This window comes from Amycolatopsis marina, assembly GCF_900111885.1.
Classification (GTDB): domain Bacteria; phylum Actinomycetota; class Actinomycetes; order Mycobacteriales; family Pseudonocardiaceae; genus Amycolatopsis; species Amycolatopsis marina.
In genome coordinates this window covers 175,878-193,696 of sequence record NZ_FOKG01000012.1, presented here as the reverse complement: position 1 = coordinate 193,696, position 17,819 = coordinate 175,878, and the positions used below count along the sequence as shown (strand labels likewise).

At 69.4% G+C, this 17,819-nt stretch carries 17 protein-coding genes; 13 read left to right on the top strand and 4 right to left on the bottom strand.

Features of this window, described 5'->3' with window-relative positions; genetic code table 11:
• Window positions 1-228 precede the first annotated feature (228 nt).
• Window positions 229-1,479 (top strand): glycoside hydrolase family 18 protein, encoded by a 1,251-nt coding sequence (locus BM199_RS20425; protein WP_091674860.1) that lies wholly within the window; start codon window positions 229-231, stop codon window positions 1,477-1,479.
• Window positions 1,480-1,593: 114 nt separating this feature from the next.
• On the opposite strand, the gene BM199_RS20420 is transcribed toward BM199_RS20425, so the two are convergent.
• On the bottom strand, window positions 1,594-2,007 hold the full coding sequence (locus BM199_RS20420) for an iron chaperone (protein ID WP_091674859.1): 414 nt from the start codon (window positions 2,005-2,007) through the stop codon (window positions 1,594-1,596).
• 73 nt (window positions 2,008-2,080) lie between these two features.
• On the opposite strand from BM199_RS20420, the gene BM199_RS20415 reads away from it, so the two are divergent.
• From BM199_RS20415 to tesB, 3 genes are all read left to right on the top strand, one after another.
• The gene (locus BM199_RS20415; protein ID WP_091674934.1) at window positions 2,081-2,746 is read left to right on the top strand and encodes a DUF2461 domain-containing protein; all 666 of its coding nucleotides are present in this window, start codon (window positions 2,081-2,083) and stop codon (window positions 2,744-2,746) included.
• Window positions 2,747-2,840: 94 nt separating this feature from the next.
• Window positions 2,841-4,265, top strand: a complete 1,425-nt coding sequence (gene pyk / locus BM199_RS20410; protein WP_091674933.1) for a pyruvate kinase — start codon at window positions 2,841-2,843, stop codon at window positions 4,263-4,265.
• Window positions 4,266-4,297: 32 nt separating this feature from the next.
• On the top strand, window positions 4,298-5,203 hold the full coding sequence (gene tesB / locus BM199_RS20405; RefSeq protein WP_091674858.1) for an acyl-CoA thioesterase II: 906 nt from the start codon (window positions 4,298-4,300) through the stop codon (window positions 5,201-5,203).
• 23 nt (window positions 5,204-5,226) lie between these two features.
• Here tesB and BM199_RS20400 read toward each other — a convergent pair whose 3' ends face one another.
• Window positions 5,227-5,577 (bottom strand): hypothetical protein, encoded by a 351-nt coding sequence (locus BM199_RS20400; RefSeq protein WP_091674857.1) that lies wholly within the window; start codon window positions 5,575-5,577, stop codon window positions 5,227-5,229.
• A gap of 196 nt (window positions 5,578-5,773) precedes the next feature.
• Between BM199_RS20400 and BM199_RS20395 the strand changes: the two genes are divergently transcribed.
• From BM199_RS20395 to BM199_RS20380, 4 genes are all read left to right on the top strand, one after another.
• Window positions 5,774-6,679: a helix-turn-helix domain-containing protein gene (locus BM199_RS20395; RefSeq protein WP_091674856.1), complete on the top strand. Its 906-nt coding sequence runs from the start codon at window positions 5,774-5,776 to the stop codon at window positions 6,677-6,679.
• Window positions 6,660-6,869, top strand: a complete 210-nt coding sequence (locus BM199_RS20390; protein ID WP_245788486.1) for a DUF397 domain-containing protein — start codon at window positions 6,660-6,662, stop codon at window positions 6,867-6,869. Before BM199_RS20395 ends, BM199_RS20390 begins: the two co-directional genes overlap by 20 nt.
• Before the next feature lie 162 nt (window positions 6,870-7,031).
• Entirely contained in the window at window positions 7,032-7,268 is a 237-nt protein-coding gene (locus BM199_RS20385) for a hypothetical protein (RefSeq protein ID WP_091674855.1), read from the top strand.
• A gap of 104 nt (window positions 7,269-7,372) precedes the next feature.
• The gene (locus tag BM199_RS20380; RefSeq protein ID WP_091674854.1) at window positions 7,373-10,408 is read left to right on the top strand and encodes a helix-turn-helix transcriptional regulator; all 3,036 of its coding nucleotides are present in this window, start codon (window positions 7,373-7,375) and stop codon (window positions 10,406-10,408) included.
• On the opposite strand, the gene BM199_RS20375 is transcribed toward BM199_RS20380, so the two are convergent.
• Both BM199_RS20375 and BM199_RS20370 read right to left on the bottom strand, forming a co-directional pair.
• Window positions 10,405-12,018, bottom strand: coding sequence for a succinic semialdehyde dehydrogenase (locus tag BM199_RS20375; RefSeq protein ID WP_091674853.1), 1,614 nt, complete (start codon window positions 12,016-12,018; stop codon window positions 10,405-10,407). The genes BM199_RS20380 and BM199_RS20375 overlap by 4 nt on opposite strands.
• 391 nt (window positions 12,019-12,409) lie before the next feature.
• Window positions 12,410-12,955 (bottom strand): TetR/AcrR family transcriptional regulator, encoded by a 546-nt coding sequence (locus BM199_RS20370; protein WP_245788485.1) that lies wholly within the window; start codon window positions 12,953-12,955, stop codon window positions 12,410-12,412.
• 217 nt (window positions 12,956-13,172) lie between these two features.
• Here BM199_RS20370 and BM199_RS20365 point away from each other — a divergent pair, with 217 nt between their 5' ends.
• From BM199_RS20365 to BM199_RS20350, 5 genes are all read left to right on the top strand, one after another.
• On the top strand, window positions 13,173-14,324 hold the full coding sequence (locus BM199_RS20365) for an acyl-CoA dehydrogenase family protein (protein ID WP_091674851.1): 1,152 nt from the start codon (window positions 13,173-13,175) through the stop codon (window positions 14,322-14,324).
• Window positions 14,325-14,354: 30 nt separating this feature from the next.
• Window positions 14,355-15,497 carry a CaiB/BaiF CoA transferase family protein gene (locus tag BM199_RS20360; protein ID WP_091674850.1) on the top strand — a complete coding sequence of 381 codons (1,143 nt, stop codon included), beginning with the start codon at window positions 14,355-14,357 and terminating at the stop codon, window positions 15,495-15,497.
• A 289-nt stretch (window positions 15,498-15,786) separates the two neighbouring features.
• Complete coding sequence (locus BM199_RS33925) at window positions 15,787-15,954, top strand: hypothetical protein (protein ID WP_170161320.1); 168 nt, start codon at window positions 15,787-15,789, stop codon at window positions 15,952-15,954.
• 326 nt (window positions 15,955-16,280) lie between these two features.
• Window positions 16,281-16,766, top strand: a complete 486-nt coding sequence (locus BM199_RS20355; protein WP_091674849.1) for a transcriptional regulator — start codon at window positions 16,281-16,283, stop codon at window positions 16,764-16,766.
• A gap of 103 nt (window positions 16,767-16,869) precedes the next feature.
• A complete protein-coding gene (locus tag BM199_RS20350) occupies window positions 16,870-17,793 on the top strand; it encodes a lytic murein transglycosylase (RefSeq protein WP_425425558.1) in 924 nt (307 codons plus the stop codon).
• Window positions 17,794-17,819: the final 26 nt, after the last annotated feature.

Here is a 17,819-nt window from a genome sequence, read left to right as displayed (position 1 = left end):
GGGAAAGTGCCGTGCTTCTGACACCCTACGAAAGTCCCGACAACTGGTATGAACCATTGACCTAGTGGTCTAAACCACTTAACTTCAGGTTGTCCCCCTGTACATCTCCGATCACCGAAGGTGAATTGGCTTCGGGGGATGCACGACAACTGCGGGCCTCGCGCCGGCCCGCGGTGTCCCCCTGCAGTTGCGGTGTGGCGCAGCATCGCCCGTCTCTACGGAGCACGCATGTTCGGTTCAGTGAAGCGCAGACTGGTCACAGCGGGTGGTGTTCTCGCCGCCGCCCTGATGGTCGTCACCCTCGCCGCCCCTGCCTCGGCAGGCGGCACCGGCCCGCCCACGGAATCCGGCGCCCTGCCGGAGGCACAGGCGGTCGGGAAGACGCTCGGCTACTTCACCCAGTGGGGCGTCTACGGGCGCAACTACCACGTCAAGAACATCCACACGAGTGGGTCCGCGGCCAAGCTGACCCACATCAACTACGCCTTCGGCAACGTGACCGGCGGTCAGTGCAGGATCGGCGACGCCTACGCCGACTACGATAAGTTCTACGGTGCCGACGCCAGTGTCGACGGCGTTGCGGACACGTGGGACGCGGGCGCTCTGCGGGGCAACTTCGGTCAGCTCAAGCGGCTGAAGAAGATGTACCCCCACATCAAGATCCTGTTCTCCTTCGGTGGGTGGACCTGGTCCGGTGGCTTCGGGCAGGCCGCGGCGAACCCCGCCGCCTTCGCCGAGTCCTGCTACCGCCTCGTGAACGACCCACGTTGGGCCGGAGTCTTCGACGGCATCGACATCGACTGGGAGTACCCGAACGCCTGCGGGCTGACCTGTGACACTAGTGGGCCGACGGCCTTCACCGGGCTGATGTCCGCATTGGACTCCCGCTTCGGTTCGCAGTTGGTCACCGCGGCGATCACCGCGGACGCGAGTTCCGGCGGGAAACTCGACAAGGCCGACTACGGCGGCGCAGCCAAGCACGTCGACTGGTACAACGTGATGACCTACGACTTCTTCGGCGCCTGGGCGGCCCAGGGACCCACCGCCCCGCACTCTCCGCTGACCTCGTACCCGGGTATCCCGCAGCAGGGCTTCAACTCGGACGAAGCTGTCCAGAAGCTGAAGAGCAAGGGCGTGCCGGCCAGCAAACTGTTGCTGGGACTTGGTTTCTACGGTCGCGGATGGAGCGGAGTCACGCAGAGCGCTCCCGGCGGTTCGGCCACGGGCCCCGCGCGGGGAACCTACGAACAGGGCATCGAGGACTACAAGGTGCTCAAGTCGCGCTGCCCGGCCACCGGCACGGTCGCGGGCACGGCGTACGCGCACTGCGGAAACGAGTGGTGGAGTTACGACACTCCCGCGACGATCCGGGGCAAGGTCGGATACGCACGGCAGCAGGGTCTCGGCGGGACGTTCTTCTGGGAGCTGTCCGGCGACACCGGTAACGGTGAGCTGATCACCGCCATCCACAACGGCTGAGCCGAGCCCGCCAGAACGACGGCATCACCGATAACGTCCACAGGAAACACGGGGAACACCGAGGCCACCGCTTCCCGCGCGCGGTGGCCTCGGTGTTGTTTCCGGATCGTCCACTCAGGTCAGTGGATACGGCGGGTGGGCGGCTGCGGTGCGAACGATCTCACCGAGCACGTCCAGATCGACCAGTGCCAGCCTGCTGAAGCGGATGCAGCTCTTGCCGATCGAGGCCTTCGGCAGCCGGTCGCGGTAGGACTCGGCGAGGTACTGCCCTTCGACCACCGCTGTGACATGGAGCGAGATGTGCTTCTTGTTGCTCGCCAGCGCCACCAGTACCCAGTCGCCCTCCCTGCCCGATGCGTACCTGTAGTGGTACGTGCCGTATCCCGGCATGCCGAACTCCATGGTCGGCGTGAGTCGCGGCGCCACCGCGCGGATCAGCTCGTGCAGCCGCAGCAGCTCACCGCGCCGTGGCTCGTCGAGCGCGTCGAAGTACTCCTCCGGCGTGGCGGCGGCCGATGTGCCCTTCATGGGTAACTCCTCGCGCTGGGGGTGGTACCCAGTCTCGTCGGCCGGTTCGTGTTCGCCGAATAGAGTGTCCGGCGTGACGTTCACCGGCTTCGGCGAGTACGCGATCGACTTCTACGACGGGCTGGCCGCCGACAACTCCAAGCCCTACTGGCAGGAGCATCAGCACCTGTACAAGTCCGATGTGCGGGCGCCCATGGAGGCGCTGCTCGCCGAGCTCTCTGCCGAGTTCGCCGAAGGGTTCGGCACCGCGAAGGTGTTCCGGCCGCACCGGGACGTCCGCTTCGCCAAGGACAAGAGCCCGTACAAGACGCACTGTGGCGGGGTGATCGAGCCGGGGCGCGGGGGCGGCGCCTACTACGTCGAGGTGAGCCCTGCCGGACTGCGTGTCGGCGGGGGCTGCTTCCACCTCGCCACCGACCAGCTGGCGAACTTCCGTCGCGCGGTCGACACCGAGGTGCACGGAACCGCCCTGGCGGACATCCTCGCCAGGCTGCGCAGGGCGGGCTGGACCATCGCGGGGGACACGCTCCGCACCCGGCCCCGCGGGTTCGATGCCGACCACCCGCGCATCGACCTGCTCAAACACCGCTCGGTCTACGCGGTCCGTACCTGGGAGCCGGACGACACGCTGCACGAGCGGGCCTGTCTCAACCGCGTTCGGCGGGCGTGGCGAGCGCTTCGCCCGTTCAACGAGTGGGCCCGTGACCACGTCGGAGTCAGCGAACACCCGCGGCGGTGAGAGGGCGTTGAACCAGGGCGCGCGAGCCTACCGGGTGTATCGGTTTCGGGATCGGTACAGACGAGAGCGGCTCAAGGGTCTAGGCTGTGCGAACGTGAGCCGACGCGCGAAGATTGTGTGCACCCTTGGCCCGGCGACCGCCACGGCGGAGAAGGTTCGGGCACTCGTTGACGCCGGTATGGACGTCGCGAGAATGAACTTCAGCCATGGCAGTCATGGCGACCACAAGCAGGTCTACGACCTGATCCGGGCTGCCGCAGCCGAGACGGGCCGCGCCGTCGGTCTGCTCGCCGACCTGCAGGGACCCAAGATCCGGCTCGGCACGTTCGCCGGGGGCCCGGTGGAGTGGCGGACCGGTGATGTGGTGCGGATCACTGTCGAGGAAGTCGCAGGCACCCACGACCGCGTCTCGACCACGTACAAGGGCCTCGCCAAGGACGCCAGGCCCGGCGACCGCCTGCTGGTCGACGACGGCAAGGTCGGTCTGCAGGTCACCGGTGTCGAAGGCCCCGACGTGATCTGCGAGGTCACCGAGGGCGGCCCGGTCAGCAACAACAAGGGCGTCTCCCTGCCGGGGATGGACATCTCGGTCCCCGCGATGTCCGAGAAGGACATCGAAGACCTGGAGTTCGCGCTCGAACTCGGGGTGGACTTCGTCGCGCTGTCGTTCGTCCGCTCGCCCGCCGACATCGACCTCGTGCACCAGGTGATGGACCGGGTCGGCAAGCCGAGGGTTCCGGTCATCGCCAAGCTGGAGAAGCCCGAGGCCGTGCACAACCTCGAGGCGATCGTCCTCGCCTTCGACGGCGTGATGGTCGCCCGAGGTGACCTGGGCGTCGAGTTGCCGCTGGAGCAGGTGCCGCTGGTGCAGAAGCGGGCGATCCAGATCGCGCGGGAGAACGCCAAGCCGGTCATCGTCGCGACGCAGATGCTCGACTCGATGATCAACAACTCTCGGCCGACACGTGCGGAGGCCTCCGACGTGGCCAACGCCGTGCTCGACGGCACGGACGCCGTGATGCTCTCCGGTGAGACGAGTGTGGGGCGATACCCCGTGGAGACTGTCGAGACGATGAGCCGGATCATCCGCGCCGTCGAGACCGACTCGCCGGTCGTCCCGCCGCTCAGCCACGTCCCGCGCACCAAGCGCGGTGTCATCTCCTACGCCGCGAGGGACATCGGGGAGCGGCTCAACGCCAAGGCGCTGGTCGCCTTCACCCAGTCCGGCGACACCGTCCGCAGGCTCGCGCGATTGCACACCCGATTGCCGCTGCTCGCCTTCACCCCCGAGGAGAGCGTGCGCAGCCAGCTCTCGATGACCTGGGGGACAACCACCCGAATCGTGGACAAGGTGGACGCCACCGACGCCATGGTGCGCCAGGTGGATCACGCGATGCTGGAGATGGGCAAGTACCAGCCCGGTGACCTCGTGGTCATCGTCGCGGGCTCGCCTCCCGGCACCGTCGGGTCCACCAACCTCATCCGGGTGCACCGGCTCGGCGAAGAGGACCACGCCTGAGCCGGTCGTCCAGGACCGCCTAGGGTGCTCGTATGACTGAGGTGGCGCGCGCTGCCGCGTCCGGACTGGACGACGAGGCAGGATCCGGCGGGCAGGTGGTCCTCGACCGCCTGGTCGCGCTCCTCGATCTGGAGAAGATCGAGGAGAACATCTTCCGTGGGGTGAGCCCCCCGCACTCGCCGGTGCGGGTGTTCGGCGGTCAGGTGGCGGGGCAGGCGCTGGTCGCCGCGGGGCGCACCGTTCCCGAGGAACGCAAGGTGCACTCGCTGCACGCGTACTTCATCCGTGGCGGCGATCCCACCGTGCCCATCGTCTACGAGGTGGACCGCATTCGCGACGGCCGGTCCTTCACCACCCGCCGGGTCGTGGCCATCCAGCACGGGAAGGCCATCTTCTCGCTCTCGGCGTCCTTCCAGAAGGAGGAGGTCGGACTCGAGCACGCGGAGACGATGCCCGACGTGCCCGGCCCGGCAGCGCTGCCGACGCTCCCTGAGCGCGCGGCTGAGTACGCGGACCGGCTCGGGCTGCACAGCATGCCACGGCCGATCGATATCCGGTACGTCAACGAACCGCCCTGGGTCACCAGGGAGTCGGGCGAGCGTCCTGCCCGCAACCAGGTGTGGATGCGGGCCGACGGCACGCTGCCCGACCAGCAGTTGCTGCACGTGTGCGTACTCACCTACGCGTCGGACATGACGTTGCTGGACTCCGTGCTCGCGCGGCACGGCGTCTACTGGGACCTGGACAAAGTGATCGGCGCGAGCCTGGACCACGCGTTGTGGTTCCACCGGCCGTTCCGTGCGGACGAGTGGTTCCTCTACGACAGTGGCTCGCCGACGGCCTCCGGCGGGCGAGGACTGGCCACGGGCCGGTTCTTCGGCGAGGACGGGACGTTGATCGCGACCGTGGTGCAGGAGGGCCTGCTCCGCGTGGTGTGACCGCAGGCTGGTGGCCCGCCGGATCAGCGCGCGTAGTGCGGGCCGGGTTTCCGCCTGCGGTGCCGGCGGACCGGGAACTCCAGCGGATCGGATTCAGCCAGTTCCGCACCGAGCCGCAGTTGCACCGTGAGGTAGGCGCGGCACGGTGTCGGCGTGCGCCGCCAGAATCGGAGCCGGGACCGCCGGGAGCGGCAGGTAGAGCACCGGCCCCGTGGATCGAGGTGATGCTCGGCGAGCACCCCGCGCAGTGCGTCGGCCAGCCGGGCGATGTCCGGACTGCCCCGGTTCGCCTCACCCGTAGCCGGCCGCGTGAGCTCGGCGAGCCTGCGGTGCACGGCGGCCTGCAAGGGGCTGACGATGGGATCCCGCACCATGCCTCCGCTCCGTGCAGACTGACTACCGACAGTGACGAAACGAGCCTACCCCGGCACTCTGCCTCGCGCAGTCCGCGGATCGGTCACACCGGAGCAGCGTGCGGGGCGGTGAACGTTTCACCGATTGCGGAGCGCTCTGGTTATTGTGGCGGGCGGTGAGGTGTATTCACGATCGATCGGACGGGGAAGGAACTCCGTGACACGTGCTCAGGGGCCGACCGTCCGCCGCCGCAGACTGGCCGCCGAACTGCGCAGACTGCGGGAGGCGGCCGAGCTCACGATCGACGAGGTCGGCGAGAAGCTCGAGTGTTCGGCGTCCAAGATCAGCCGGATCGAGACTGGGCACGTAGGCGTGACGCCGCGTGACGCGCGCGATCTGCTGGAGCTCTACGGCCTCGGTGGGGATGAGCGGGATGCCCTGGTCCAGCTCGCCCGCGAGGCGCGCAAGCGGGGCTGGTGGCACGCCTACAACGAGGTGTTCACCGGGGCGTTCGTCGGGCTCGAGGCGGACGCCAGCTCGTTGCGCGCGTTCCAGGCGCTCCTGGTGCCGGGGCTGTTGCAGACCGAGCGCTACACCCGCACCGTCATCAGGGCCATGCGGCCCGACGCGGAGGAGGCCGAGATCCAGCGGCGTGTCGCGGCACGGAAGGCGCGTCAGCAGTTGCTCGCCGACCCGGCGCCGCCGGAGTACTGGGCCGTGATCGACGAAGCCGTCCTGCACCGCATGGTCGGCGGCCCCGACGTGCTGGCCGAGCAGCTCGAGCAGCTGCTCGTACTGGCCGAACTCCCGCACGTCACGATCCAGGTCGTGCCCTTCTCGGCCGGGGCTCACCCCGGGATGGAGGGCCCGTTCCTGATTCTCGGTTTCCCGGAGCAGGCGGACCCGGACGTCGTGTACGTGGACAGCACGTCCGGCGGTTCGTATCTGGAGATGCCGGACGACGTGCGTCGCTACTCACTCATGTTCGATCACCTACGCGCCGCCGCGCTCAAACCCGACGACACGATCGACGTGATCGCGGCCGCGGTCCGGCGGGTGTCGGCGATCGGTGGCGAGACAAGGAGCAGGGACAGTGTGGACAGTGCGGGACATCGGGCCTGAGGACCTGATCTGGCGCAGGAGCAGTCACAGCGGTGGCGGCAACGACTGCGTCGAGGTCGCCTTCCACGAAGGACGCGCAGCCCTGCGCGATTCCAAGGACCCGCGCTCGGGAATGCTGGTGACCGGCCGATCCGGGTGGCTCGCGATGCTCGCCGTCGTCCGGGCGACGGCGGTACCGGGAAGGGGATAGCCCCTTACTCCCTTACCCCGTCGCACCGCCACACCGCGGGGTAAGGGGTGTGCTGACCGAGCTGAGCTCGGACATGGCGTGATCACCCCATGCCGGGACCGTTCCCTCAGGACGAATGTGAGCTGCAGACGAGAAGCGCTCGCAGGAGAAACGAGGGAAACCATGATCATCGACCGGATGATGTACGACGCTGTTCGCGCCGAGGCCGCCTACCGAGCCGAGGAGATGCACAAGTCAGGCAGGCTCGTGCGCATCGTGACGTCGCGCCGGAGCAACTCGCGCAGGAAGCACGGTGGCAGCGGCGGGAGTTCGCGCTCGGACGGGGAAGTGGCGGTGCCACGACAGCGTACGGGAGTGCACGACCACACCGATTCCGTCCGCACGGATCGCGCGGCATGAGGGGGAAATCCGGCCGGGTGAGAGCCGCCCGACCGGCGACGGTGTCCGTGCCGTCTACGCCATCGGCGATATTCGTGGCGGAACTGTCGGTCCGGTAGGTCACAATGCACCTTGTGCCCCGTCTTGGTTCCGGAATCCCACTGGTCGCCCGCAACGCAGAGATGCGCAGGTTGCGGGCGGCCTTCTCGCGTGCCCAAGAGCGGCAGGCGGGCGCCGTCCTGCTGGCCGGGGACGCGGGGGTCGGAAAGACCCGGCTGCTCGCCGAACTCGGTGAGTACGCGGCAGGCAAAGGCGCCCTCGTGCTGACCGGACGATGCCTGGACGTGCGGGAGGGCGGTCTGCCGTACCTCCCGTTCGCGGAGGCACTCACCCCGCTCGCCACGGCGCCGGAGCCGGAGGTCGCCGCGGTGCTCGCGGCAAGGCCCGCACTGGCCAGGCTGCTCCCGCAGCTGACGTCCGTCGTGCCGGCGGGGACAGCGGCCGGATCCGAGCACCAGCCGGTGGCCAGGGCCGACCAGGAGGCGATGCACCGCGTTCGCACCGAACAGGACCTCGGCCAGTTGCAGCTGTTCGACGCGATGCTCGGGGCACTGACCGAACTCGCCGAGCGCAGCCCGGTGGTCCTGCTGGTGGAGGACCTGCACTGGGCGGACGGATCGACCCGCAATCTGCTGTCCTTCCTGATCTCCCGGCTGCGCGGCCAGCGACTGCTCGTGGTCGCCAGCTACCGGGAGGAGGACGTCCACCGGCGGCATCCGCTGCGGCCGGTGCTCGCCGAACTCGTCCGGATGCCCACGGTCGAGCGGGTCGACCTGCCGCCGTTCGGTGCGGTGGAGGCCAGAACATTCGTGGAGGCCCTCGCCGAGGGCACGATCGGTCCCTCGGTCCTCGCCGGCATCGTCGAGCGCTCGCAGGGCAACCCCTTCTTCGCCGAGGAACTGCTCGCGTCCTGCTCCGATGGTTCGGAACTGCCCGCCGGGCTGGTGGAGGTGCTGCTGGACCGGCTGGAGCGGCTCGCGCCCGACACCCGCAGGGCATTGCGCGTTATCGCGGTAGCCAACGGCCCCGTGCCGCACCACGTCCTCATGGAGGTCGCCGGGCTCGGCGAGCTGGAGCTGGAGGAGGCTCTGCGGGAGGCGGTGCAGCATCACGTACTCGTGATCGAGGACGGCTCCTACGCATTCCGCCACGCGTTGCTGCAGGAAGCGGTCTACGGCGACCTGCTGCCGGGAGAGCGTTCCCGCATGCACGGCGCCTACGCGGCACGGCTGGCCGCGGAGCCCGAGGGCCGCGGGCGTGACGCCAGCCTGGCCTTCCACGCGATGGAGAGCAACGACCTCGCGATCGCGCTGGCCGCGTCGGTCCGGGCCGGGCGAGAGGCGGAGAAGCTGGGCGCGCCCGGGGCGGCGCTGCGGCACATCGAGCAGGCGCTGCGGATCTGGGACGCGGTGTCACCCGGCGACCGGCCGGAGGGGCTCGACGAGGCGAGGCTGTTGCACGAGGCCTCCTACTTCGCCGGTACCTCCGGCGAACCGGAGCGGGCGATCGCGTACGCGCGGTCGGCGGTGCAATCGCTGACCGACGACCTGTCCGCCGATCGGGCGGCCAAGTCCTGGCGCAGGCTCGCGGAAGCGCTGATGGCGCTGGAGAGCACGTTCGAGGAGTCCTACGACGCGATCGGGCGGGCCTGGGAGTTCGCGGCCGACGCCTCGGGCGTGACCCGGGCCTGGGTGCTCGCCACGAGGGCGCAGATCCTGCGCGGTCTCGACCGGCCGGAGGAGGCGTTGACGAGTGCCTCGGCGGCAGTCGCGGAGGCCAGGGACGCGGGGGCGGGCGGTGCCGAGGCATCGGCACTGGTCACACTTGGCACGCTCGCCGACGCTTCGGGAAATGCCGCCGAGGCAAGGAAACGGTTGCACGAGGCCGAAGGCAAGGCCAGGGCGGCGGGCGCGCTGAACGTCGAGTTGCGGGCGCTGTACTTCCAGGCGATGAGCTTCGACGACCAGGCGGAGATCCAGTCCGCGATCGACCTGTATCGGCGAGGCATCGAACGTGCGGAGGAGTCGGGGCTGAGCTGGAGCGCCTTCGGGCTCGCCGTCCGATCCCAGCATCTGTTCCTGCGTTATGTCAGCGGCGACTGGCCGTGCGACGACCCCGCTCAGCAGCTCGAGGCAGGCGTTTCCAGTGTGGTCGCGGCGCGGATGTCGGTGATCTGGGCGCATATCGTCGTGGCGAAGGGCCGGTTCGACATCGCCGAACGGCTGCTGAGCAGCGAGATCGGCGCCCAACGCCGGGACGACCTGCGGATCCCGCTGGCGTACGGGGCGGCGTCGATCGAACTCGCCAGCTGGCAGGGCGACCACGCGGGTGCGGCCAGGAAGGCGCGGGAGGTCATCGGCTGGCTCGAGGAGTTCGAGCCGTGGCAGCTCGGTGCGCTGCGCCTCGCCGCGCTGGGCTGCACGGCGGCCAGTGCGTGGGCCGCTGCCGCCCGCGTTCGCGGGGATGCCGCGGAGCAGGCTGCGGCGATCGCCGAGGGGACCGCGCTGATCGAGCACGCGCGCGGCTGCGTCGAACACGGCCAGCCAAGGTCGGGCAGCCTCGGACCGGAGGGGCGGGCCTGGTTCGCCAGAGCGGAGGCCGCGGCGAGCGGGCTGGCCGGAGGCGGAGATCCGGCGCGGTGGGCGAGGGCGGTGGATGCTTTCGGGTACGGGGCGGTGTACGAGCAGGCGGTCTGCCGGTGGCTGTATGCCAAGGCGCTGTTGGGCACCGGTGAGCAGGGCGCGACCGCGTCGGCAGCGGAGCAGCTGGCCCTGGCCGCCGAGGTGGCGGAGCGGCTCGGCGCCGTTCCGCTCAGGGACGCGGTCGGCGGTCTCGCCCGCAGGGCGCGAGTGGACCTGCCCGGGGAACCGGTCCGGCGCGACGTGGTGGACCTGCTGACCGACCGCGAGCGGTCGGTGCTGGAACTGGTCGCGCAGGGGCTGACCAACCGGCAGGTGGGCGCGGCGCTCTACATCAGTGAGAAAACCGTGAGCGTGCACCTGTCGCGCGTGATGGCGAAGCTGGGTGCGAACCGGCGCGCCGAGGCAGTCGCGATCGCCTACGACCGCGGACTGCTCAACGCGCCGGCTGCCACCAGCTAGCGGCCGGGGAGGCGGCGCAGCAGTTTCATGCTGGCCGTCATGCTCCTGGTCCACACCGAGGCGGGCATGCCACGGAACGGGCGGAGCTTGAGCCCGCGCTGGATGGCGATGGCCTGTGCCTCCGTGTACTTGAGCAGCCCCTCGGCCCCGTTGCGGCGCCCGACACCGGACTCCTTCATTCCACCCATCGGCACACCGACACTGCCGAAGGTCGCGGCGTAGCCCTCGTTGACGTTCACCGTGCCCGCCTTCAACCGGGCGGCGACCTCCCAGCCAGCCCGTCCGTCCCGGGACCAGACACTGGCGTTGAGGCCGTACTCCGTGTCGTTCGCCCGCTCCACGGCGTCGTTCACATCGTGGTAGCCGTAGATCGACACGACGGGGCCGAAAGTCTCCTCGGCGAACAGCCGCGCCGACTCCGGCACGTCGGTGAGCACCGTTGGCTCGTAGAACAGTGGGCCGATGTCGGGCCTGGCCCGTCCGCCGGTCAGTACCGTGGCGCCGTTCGACCGGGCGTCCTCGACGTGGGCGCGCACGTTCTCCAGTTGATCGGCCGAGGTGAGTGAACCCATGTCGGAGCCGTAGTCGAGCGTGCAGCCGAGCCGGAGCGCGGCCGTGCGCCGCACGAACGCCTCGGTGAACTCCGCGCGGATACTCTCGTGCACGTAGATCCGCTCAACGGACACGCACAGCTGTCCCGCGGACGAGAAACAGGCGGTGACGGCACCCGCGGCCGCCTTCGCCACGTCGGCGTCGGGCAGGACGACCATCGGGTTCTTGCCACCGAGTTCCAGCGAGTAGCTGGTCAGTCTGCTCGCGACCTGGGCCGCCAGGTTCTTCCCGGTGGGGGTCGAGCCGGTGAAGCAGAGGTAGTCCGATTCCTCGACGAGCGCGTCGCCGATACGGGAGCCGCGGCCGAGCAGGATCTGCCAGACACCGGCCGGCAACCCGGCCTCCTCGGCGAGTTCGTGCAGCCACAGCGCGGACAGCGCCGTCTGGTTGTCCGGCTTCTGCACCACGGTGTTGCCCGCCATCAGCGCGGGCAGCACGTCCATGGCGGTGAGTGCGAGGGGATAGTTCCATGGCGAGATGACCCCGACGACGCCCTTGGGGTGACGGACCACGCCCGCCTTGGTGAGCAGCGGGATGACGCCCGCCGAGCGCTTGGGCGCGAGGAACTTCGCGCTGTGCTTGCCGTAGTAGGCCGCGACGAGCGCGGTGGAACAGACCTCGTCGAAGGCGTCCATCCTGGACTTGCCCGCCTCGACCTGGACGAGGTCGAGCACCTCGCGCTGCCGCTTGAGCACCAGGTCGTGCAGCCGGATCAGGATTCGCTGCCGCTCCGCGACCGGGCGGGCGGCCCAGGCACGCTGTGCGGCGCGGGCGTCGTGGAACACGGCCCTCGCGTCGGCGTCGGTGGCCTGCGGGAGCGTGGCCGTGGGCAGGCCGGTGAACGGCGAGGTCATGGTCACCGGAGCGGAATCCTTGCCCCCCACGGCGCGGGCGACCAGCGCGGCCGCTCGCGACGAATGGGGCCCGCCGTCGACGCCGCCGATGGTGCCTGGCGTGCCGCCGGCCTGATCCGCGCTGACCGGGCTCGTGCTGGTCATACCGTCTCCGTTCCCTGCCGATACATGTTACCGATGGGTACACCATACCGCCGGTACGCCCGCTGTGAAGCCCATGCGGATGTCCCCAATGTGGCATTGGGGACATCCAAGTCCCCCAATGCCACATTGGGAGACACATGCGGGAGGTGACGAACCGGGTGGACCGGGTGGACCGGGTGGACGAGGGAATTTCCGGTGCCCCGTCATGACGGGGCGGGTTCGCCCTCTCTACTGGTACTGGTGGGGCGGTCCGGGCGAGGGCCGGACCGGCCCGCCCGCCCGTCTCCCGCCCCCGCCCAAACGGTGGCGCTGCGCGCCGCTGTCGTGCCCGCCCGTCTCCCGCCGCCGCCCAAACGGTGGCGCTGGTGGTCGTGCGGTTTCCGCGTGCGCTTCAGTCGCCGGTGTAGAGCTGTACGGCGATCCGCTTCCACTCCTCCAGCAGTTGCTTGCGCCGGGCGGGGTCGCCGCCCAGCTCCGCGTCCAACGCGAGCCCGCGGGTGAGGTTGACGGTGAGCCAGAACAGTGTCTCGACCTTCTCCCGTGGCACCGGCCCCGCCACCGTGGCGATGTTCTCCAGCACCGAACGGCCCAGCGCCCGGTCGACGGGCCGCATCGCCGCCCGCAGGTCGGGGTCCGTGCGCGCGGCCACCCACAGTTCGGTCACCGCTGTGGAGAGGGTGCCGGAGTACGTCTCCCAGAGCAGGTCGATCGCGGTGCGGACGCGCTCCGCACCTGCGGGCAGGTCGTCCACCTCCGCGAGGCGTTGCGCCTTGAGCCTGTCGGTGAGGTGCTCGACGGCCGCCGCCATCAGTTCGGCCTTGTCGTTGAAGTGGTGTTGCACCGCCCCCTTGGACACCCCCGCTCGCGCGCAGATCTCCTGCATCGACGTTCGCGCGTAGCCGACGTCGACCAGGCACTCGATGGTGGCGTCGAGCAGGGCCGCGCGGGTCTGTGCCCGCCGCTGCGCCTGCGTCCGGTGCCCGGGCGGGCGGGAGGCCGGGAGTTGCTGGTCCGGCCCGTCATCGGCCGTGGCGTCGGTCACAGGTCCCTCCTGACATTGCTCTTTACCCACTGCGGACCCTGGCTGTACATTCCGGCTAGAACTTACATCCCAGATGGAATGTTTTCCACTGCCCGCAACCAGGAGGCTCGCCGTGCCGCTGCAGATTCACCGGAGCTCGTGGAGTGACGACGACCTGGAGGACTTCCGCGATCTCGCGAGGACCTTCTGCCAGAAGGAACTGACGCCGAACCAGGAGCGCTGGATCGAGGCCAAGCAGGTCGACCGGGAACTGTGGACCAAGTCCGGCGAAGTCGGGCTGCTGGCCATCTCGATCCCCGAGGAGTACGGCGGCGGTGGCGGCACCTTCGCCCACGAGGCCGTGCTCTACGAGGAGCAGGCGCGCTCCGGCGACGGCGCGTGGGGCGTGTCGGTGCACAACGGCATCGTCGCGCACTACCTGCTGGCGTACGCGAACGAGGAGAAGAAGCGGGAGTGGCTGCCGAAGTTCGCCAGCGGCGAGTTCGTCGGCGCGGTCGCGATGACCGAGCCGGGTACCGGCTCCGACCTTCAGGGCATCAAGACCCGCGCCGTTCGCGACGGTGATTCCTACGTCATCAACGGCGCGAAGACCTTCATCACCAACGGCGCTCATGCCGACCTCGTCGTGGTCGCGGTGAAGACCGACCCGGACGCCGGTGCGCAGGGGGTCTCGCTGATCGCGGTGGAGACCTCGACGCCGGGCTTCCGGCGCGGCCGGGTGCTCGACAAGGTCGGGCTGAAGGGGCAGGACACCGCCGAGCTGTTCTTCGACGACGTCCGCGTTCCCGCGGAGAACCTGCTCGGCGAGCAGGAGGGACTCGGCTTCGTCCAGCTCATGCAGCAGTTGCCGCAGGAACGCCTGATCATCGCGGTGACCGCGGTGGCGGGCATGGAGGCGGCCATCGACCAGACCATCGCCTACACGAAGGACCGCACGGCCTTCGGCAGGCCGGTTTTCAACTTCCAGAACACCAAGTTCACCCTCGCCGAGGCCGCGACCGAGGCCGCGGTGTCGCGGGCCTTCCTCGACCAGTGCATCGAACGGCACCTCCGGGGTGAACTCGACGTGCAGGGCGCCGCGATGGCGAAGCTCTGGACGACCGAGCGGGTCAACAAGGTCGTGGACGACTGCCTGCAGTTGTTCGGCGGCTACGGCTACATGACCGAGTACCCGATCGCGCGGGCCTGGGCCGACATCCGCATCTCCCGGATCTTCGGCGGTACCAGCGAGATCATGAAGGAGATCATCTCCCGCACGCTCTGATCCGCCCGGAAGACACAGAAAGGAACCGCAATGAGTGGTGGCCCGCTGGCCGGTCTGAAGGTCATCGAGCTGGCCGGGCTCGCGCCCGCGCCGTTCGCCTGCACCATGCTCGCCGATCTCGGCGCCGAGGTGATCAGAGTCGATCGCGCGAAGCCCGGCGAGGACGTGATCGGCTTCTCCAACGACCCATTGCTGCGTAGCAGGCGCACGATCGGGGTGAACACGAAGACCGCCGAGGGAGTCGAGCTCGTCCTGCGGCTCGCGGAGAAGGCCGACGTGCTCATCGAGGGCTTCCGGCCCGGCGTCGCCGAACGTCTCGGCCTCGGGCCGGACGAGGTGCGGGCGCGCAATCCCCGCCTGGTTTACGGCCGGATGACCGGCTGGGGCCAGGACGGCCCGATGGCGACGGCCGCGGGGCACGACATCAACTACATCGGCCTCGCCGGAGCTCTCGAACCGATTGGCCGCGCGGGGGAACGGCCGGTGCCGCCGCTGAACCTGGTTGGCGACTTCGGCGGCGGCGGGCTGTTCCTCGCGATGGGTGTCCTCGCGGCCCTGTACGAACGCACATCGTCCGGACAGGGACAGGTCGTCGATGCCTCGATGGTGGACGGCGCCGCGCTGCTCACCACGCACCTGCACGGGTTGCGCGCGTCCGGCGTGTGGGCGGGCGAACGTGGGGAGAACATGCTCGACGGGGGAGCCCCCTTCTACGACACGTACGAGACCGCGGACGGCAAGTACGTCGCGGTCGGCGCGATCGAGATGCGGTTCTGGGCAGACCTGGTCCGGGTGCTCGAACTGGATGCCGATGAGTTGCCGTTTCATCTGGATAAGAACGAGTGGCCGCGGCTGCGGGAGATCCTGGCCACGGCGATCGGCAGGTACACGAGGGACGAACTGGTGGCCAAGGCGGAAGGCAGCGATGCCTGCCTCACGCCCGTGCTCTCGCCGTGGGAGGCGGCCGGGCATCCGCACAACGTCGCGAGGGGCACCTTCGTGGAGATCGACGGCACGGTCCAGCCCGCGCCCGGCCCCAAGTTCGATCGGACCCCGCCGGGCGTGCCCGAGGCCCCGCACGAAAAGGGTGCGGACACGGCCGATGTGCTCGCGGAATTCGGCCTGAGCGACCAGGACGTCGCGGCGCTGCGTTCGGCGGGCGCGGTGAACTGACCGACACCGAATGGGTGTCCACGACGGCTCGGCCCATCCCGCGTGTCCGGGTGGGTCGAGCGCTGTTCTTCTTCTACAGTGGGGGTCGGACCCCCCGATAGGGGGAGTCGGATGAGTAATCGGACGTAGGCAGGTCCACTCATTAGTGCGATCATGTTTCCCATCCCCGTCACCGCCGGGGAGAATGATCGAGCTCGATGGGAACCACCGGGCTCCGGCAGGGTTCGGCAACGGCCTCGACAGGGGCGCGGACTCGGGCGGGGCCGACGACAGCTGATCGGATGGAGCTATGTCGCCGGCAATCAAGAACGTTCTCGTGATCGGCGTCGTGGCCCTTGTGCTGTTCCTGCTGATAACTCAGCCCACCCAGTCGGCAGAGGCCGTGCAGACGGCCCTGGGCTGGTTGCGTGATGGCGCGGAAGCCATCGTCACCTTTGTGAAGAGCTTGTTCGCCTGATCTCAGACGCACAACCGGCCGGGACCACGATAGTGGTGCCGGTCGTTGTGCTGTTCACTTCCGGTAGTGACTACTCATTGTTAGTACCCGTGAGTAGTGTCCGGGATTACTCCACCATCCGGGTGGATTGGCCCGCAAAAGGCGCTGGTCGAGGAATTCGTCGTACCGGAGGTCTGGCGGATACCAGGGGCGCGGTCCTACGGTGCTCACATTGCGTGATCGGTTGGTGGTCGCGGGGCCATCACCACGCAGACAGGATTGCTCTACACGTCTCAAGTCACGACCAGTTCTGGCCTACAGCAGTGTGCGTTGCGGAGGAGGCAGGGATGACCGGAGATCCCGGAGTGGACGCGTTGATCCAGCAGTGGGCGGCCGAGCGCGAGCAGAGCGCGGAGGACCGCGAGATCAACCAGATCGCCTCGGCCTGGCTGGCCGACGCACCCCAGTCCGCGCCGGGCATTCCCGGCCAGCGCAAGCGTTCCGGTGCCGCCACGTGGGCACAGGTGGATGCGGATCCCAGCTACCTCGCCGCGATGCGCGCGAGGCTGCCCGAGGTCCCTGAGGACCTGCTCGCCGCCGCTGCGGGCTGGTGGCAGATGATCGGCGATGTCGCCGAGGCCGCGCAGTGGTGGGACGCGGGGATCAGCCCGCTCGACCAGCGCGCCCTCGACTACCGGGCGGCCGGACTGGCACCGTCCGATCTGGCCAGGCGGCTCGGCCCGCTGACGGTGCTGGAGCACCTGCGCAGGGGCAGTGCGCCCGCGTGGTGTGTCGCCAGACTCGCCAGGCAGCGCCGCGACGCCGCCAGCTGACCGCTGTCCCGCCCGGCACGGCTCCGGCGGAAATCGATGCGTAACGCTAACCTGCGCGGGATCGTTGTTCTGCTAAACGGCTCTCACGCTGGAGGCTCATTTCGTGCGCGGCACGCCCGATTCAGTGGAGGAGACCGGCGACCACCCCGAGGTTCCGGGTCCGGACGGCGCTGTCGCCGACCGGCCGCGGCCACGGGGCCCGGGCTTCGCCGTCCTCGGCAGGCTGGCCATCGTCGTGGTCGTGCTGTCGATGGCGGTGGGCGGTATGTGGCTGGTGACCAGCGTCGCGACCCCGGACGCCGCACCGACCACCACCGAGATCCCCGCACTGGAGATCGTGGCCGCGCCGGTTGAGCCGGGAAGTGCCGCGCCGGTGAAGACGCCACTGGCAGGCGGACGTGCCCCAGCTGGCACAGGTGCCGGGGAACGCCAGGAACAAACCGAGCGGCGTAGCGGCCCCGCTTCCCTCGAAGAGTGGGCGGAACGCACCTCCGCCGCGGTCGACGTGCCGGCCAGGGCGCTGATGGCGTACGGCAACGCCGAGCTCGCACTGCGGTCGGCGCAGCCGGAGTGCAAGGTCTCCTGGGCCACGCTCGCCGGGATCGGCCGGATCGAGTCCAACCACGGCCGTTACGGTGGTGCGACGCTCGGTGAGGACGGCAGGCCATCCAAGCCGATCATCGGCGTTCCGCTGGACGGTTCTCCCGGAGTGCAGGCGATCTCCGACAGCGACGGCGGCAGGCTCGACGGTGATCCCACTCACGACCGCGCGGTCGGCCCGATGCAGTTCATCCCCTCCACCTGGGCCCGGTACGCGGCCGACGGCGACGGGGACGGCCGCGGCGATCCGCAGCAGATCGACGACGCGGCGCTCGCCGCCGCGCGCTATCTGTGTGTCAACGACCGGAACATGGCCAGCGCCGAGGGCTGGTGGGCCGGGATCATGTCGTACAACAACTCGGTCGAGTACGCGCAGAAGGTTTTCGGTCTCGCTGACGGCTACGCGGCGGGCGCCCAGCGCGGGTGAGGCGACCCCGGGCCTGAATCGGCCCA

Excerpts from the sequence above, each read along its gene's own strand:
- BM199_RS20425 (WP_091674860.1), top strand. The coding sequence starts at position 229 with ATGTTCGGTTCAGTGAAGCGCAGACTGGTCACAGCGGGTGGTGTTCTC.
- BM199_RS20420 (WP_091674859.1), bottom strand. The coding sequence starts at position 2,007 with ATGAAGGGCACATCGGCCGCCGCCACGCCGGAGGAGTACTTCGACGCG.
- tesB (WP_091674858.1), top strand. The coding sequence starts at position 4,298 with ATGACTGAGGTGGCGCGCGCTGCCGCGTCCGGACTGGACGACGAGGCA.
- BM199_RS20400 (WP_091674857.1), bottom strand. The coding sequence starts at position 5,577 with ATGGTGCGGGATCCCATCGTCAGCCCCTTGCAGGCCGCCGTGCACCGC.
- BM199_RS20385 (WP_091674855.1), top strand. The coding sequence starts at position 7,032 with ATGATCATCGACCGGATGATGTACGACGCTGTTCGCGCCGAGGCCGCC.
- BM199_RS20380 (WP_091674854.1), top strand. The coding sequence starts at position 7,373 with ATGCACCTTGTGCCCCGTCTTGGTTCCGGAATCCCACTGGTCGCCCGC.
- BM199_RS20375 (WP_091674853.1), bottom strand. The coding sequence starts at position 12,018 with ATGACCAGCACGAGCCCGGTCAGCGCGGATCAGGCCGGCGGCACGCCA.
- BM199_RS20360 (WP_091674850.1), top strand. The coding sequence starts at position 14,355 with ATGAGTGGTGGCCCGCTGGCCGGTCTGAAGGTCATCGAGCTGGCCGGG.
- BM199_RS33925 (WP_170161320.1), top strand. The coding sequence starts at position 15,787 with ATGTCGCCGGCAATCAAGAACGTTCTCGTGATCGGCGTCGTGGCCCTT.
- BM199_RS20355 (WP_091674849.1), top strand. The coding sequence starts at position 16,281 with ATGACCGGAGATCCCGGAGTGGACGCGTTGATCCAGCAGTGGGCGGCC.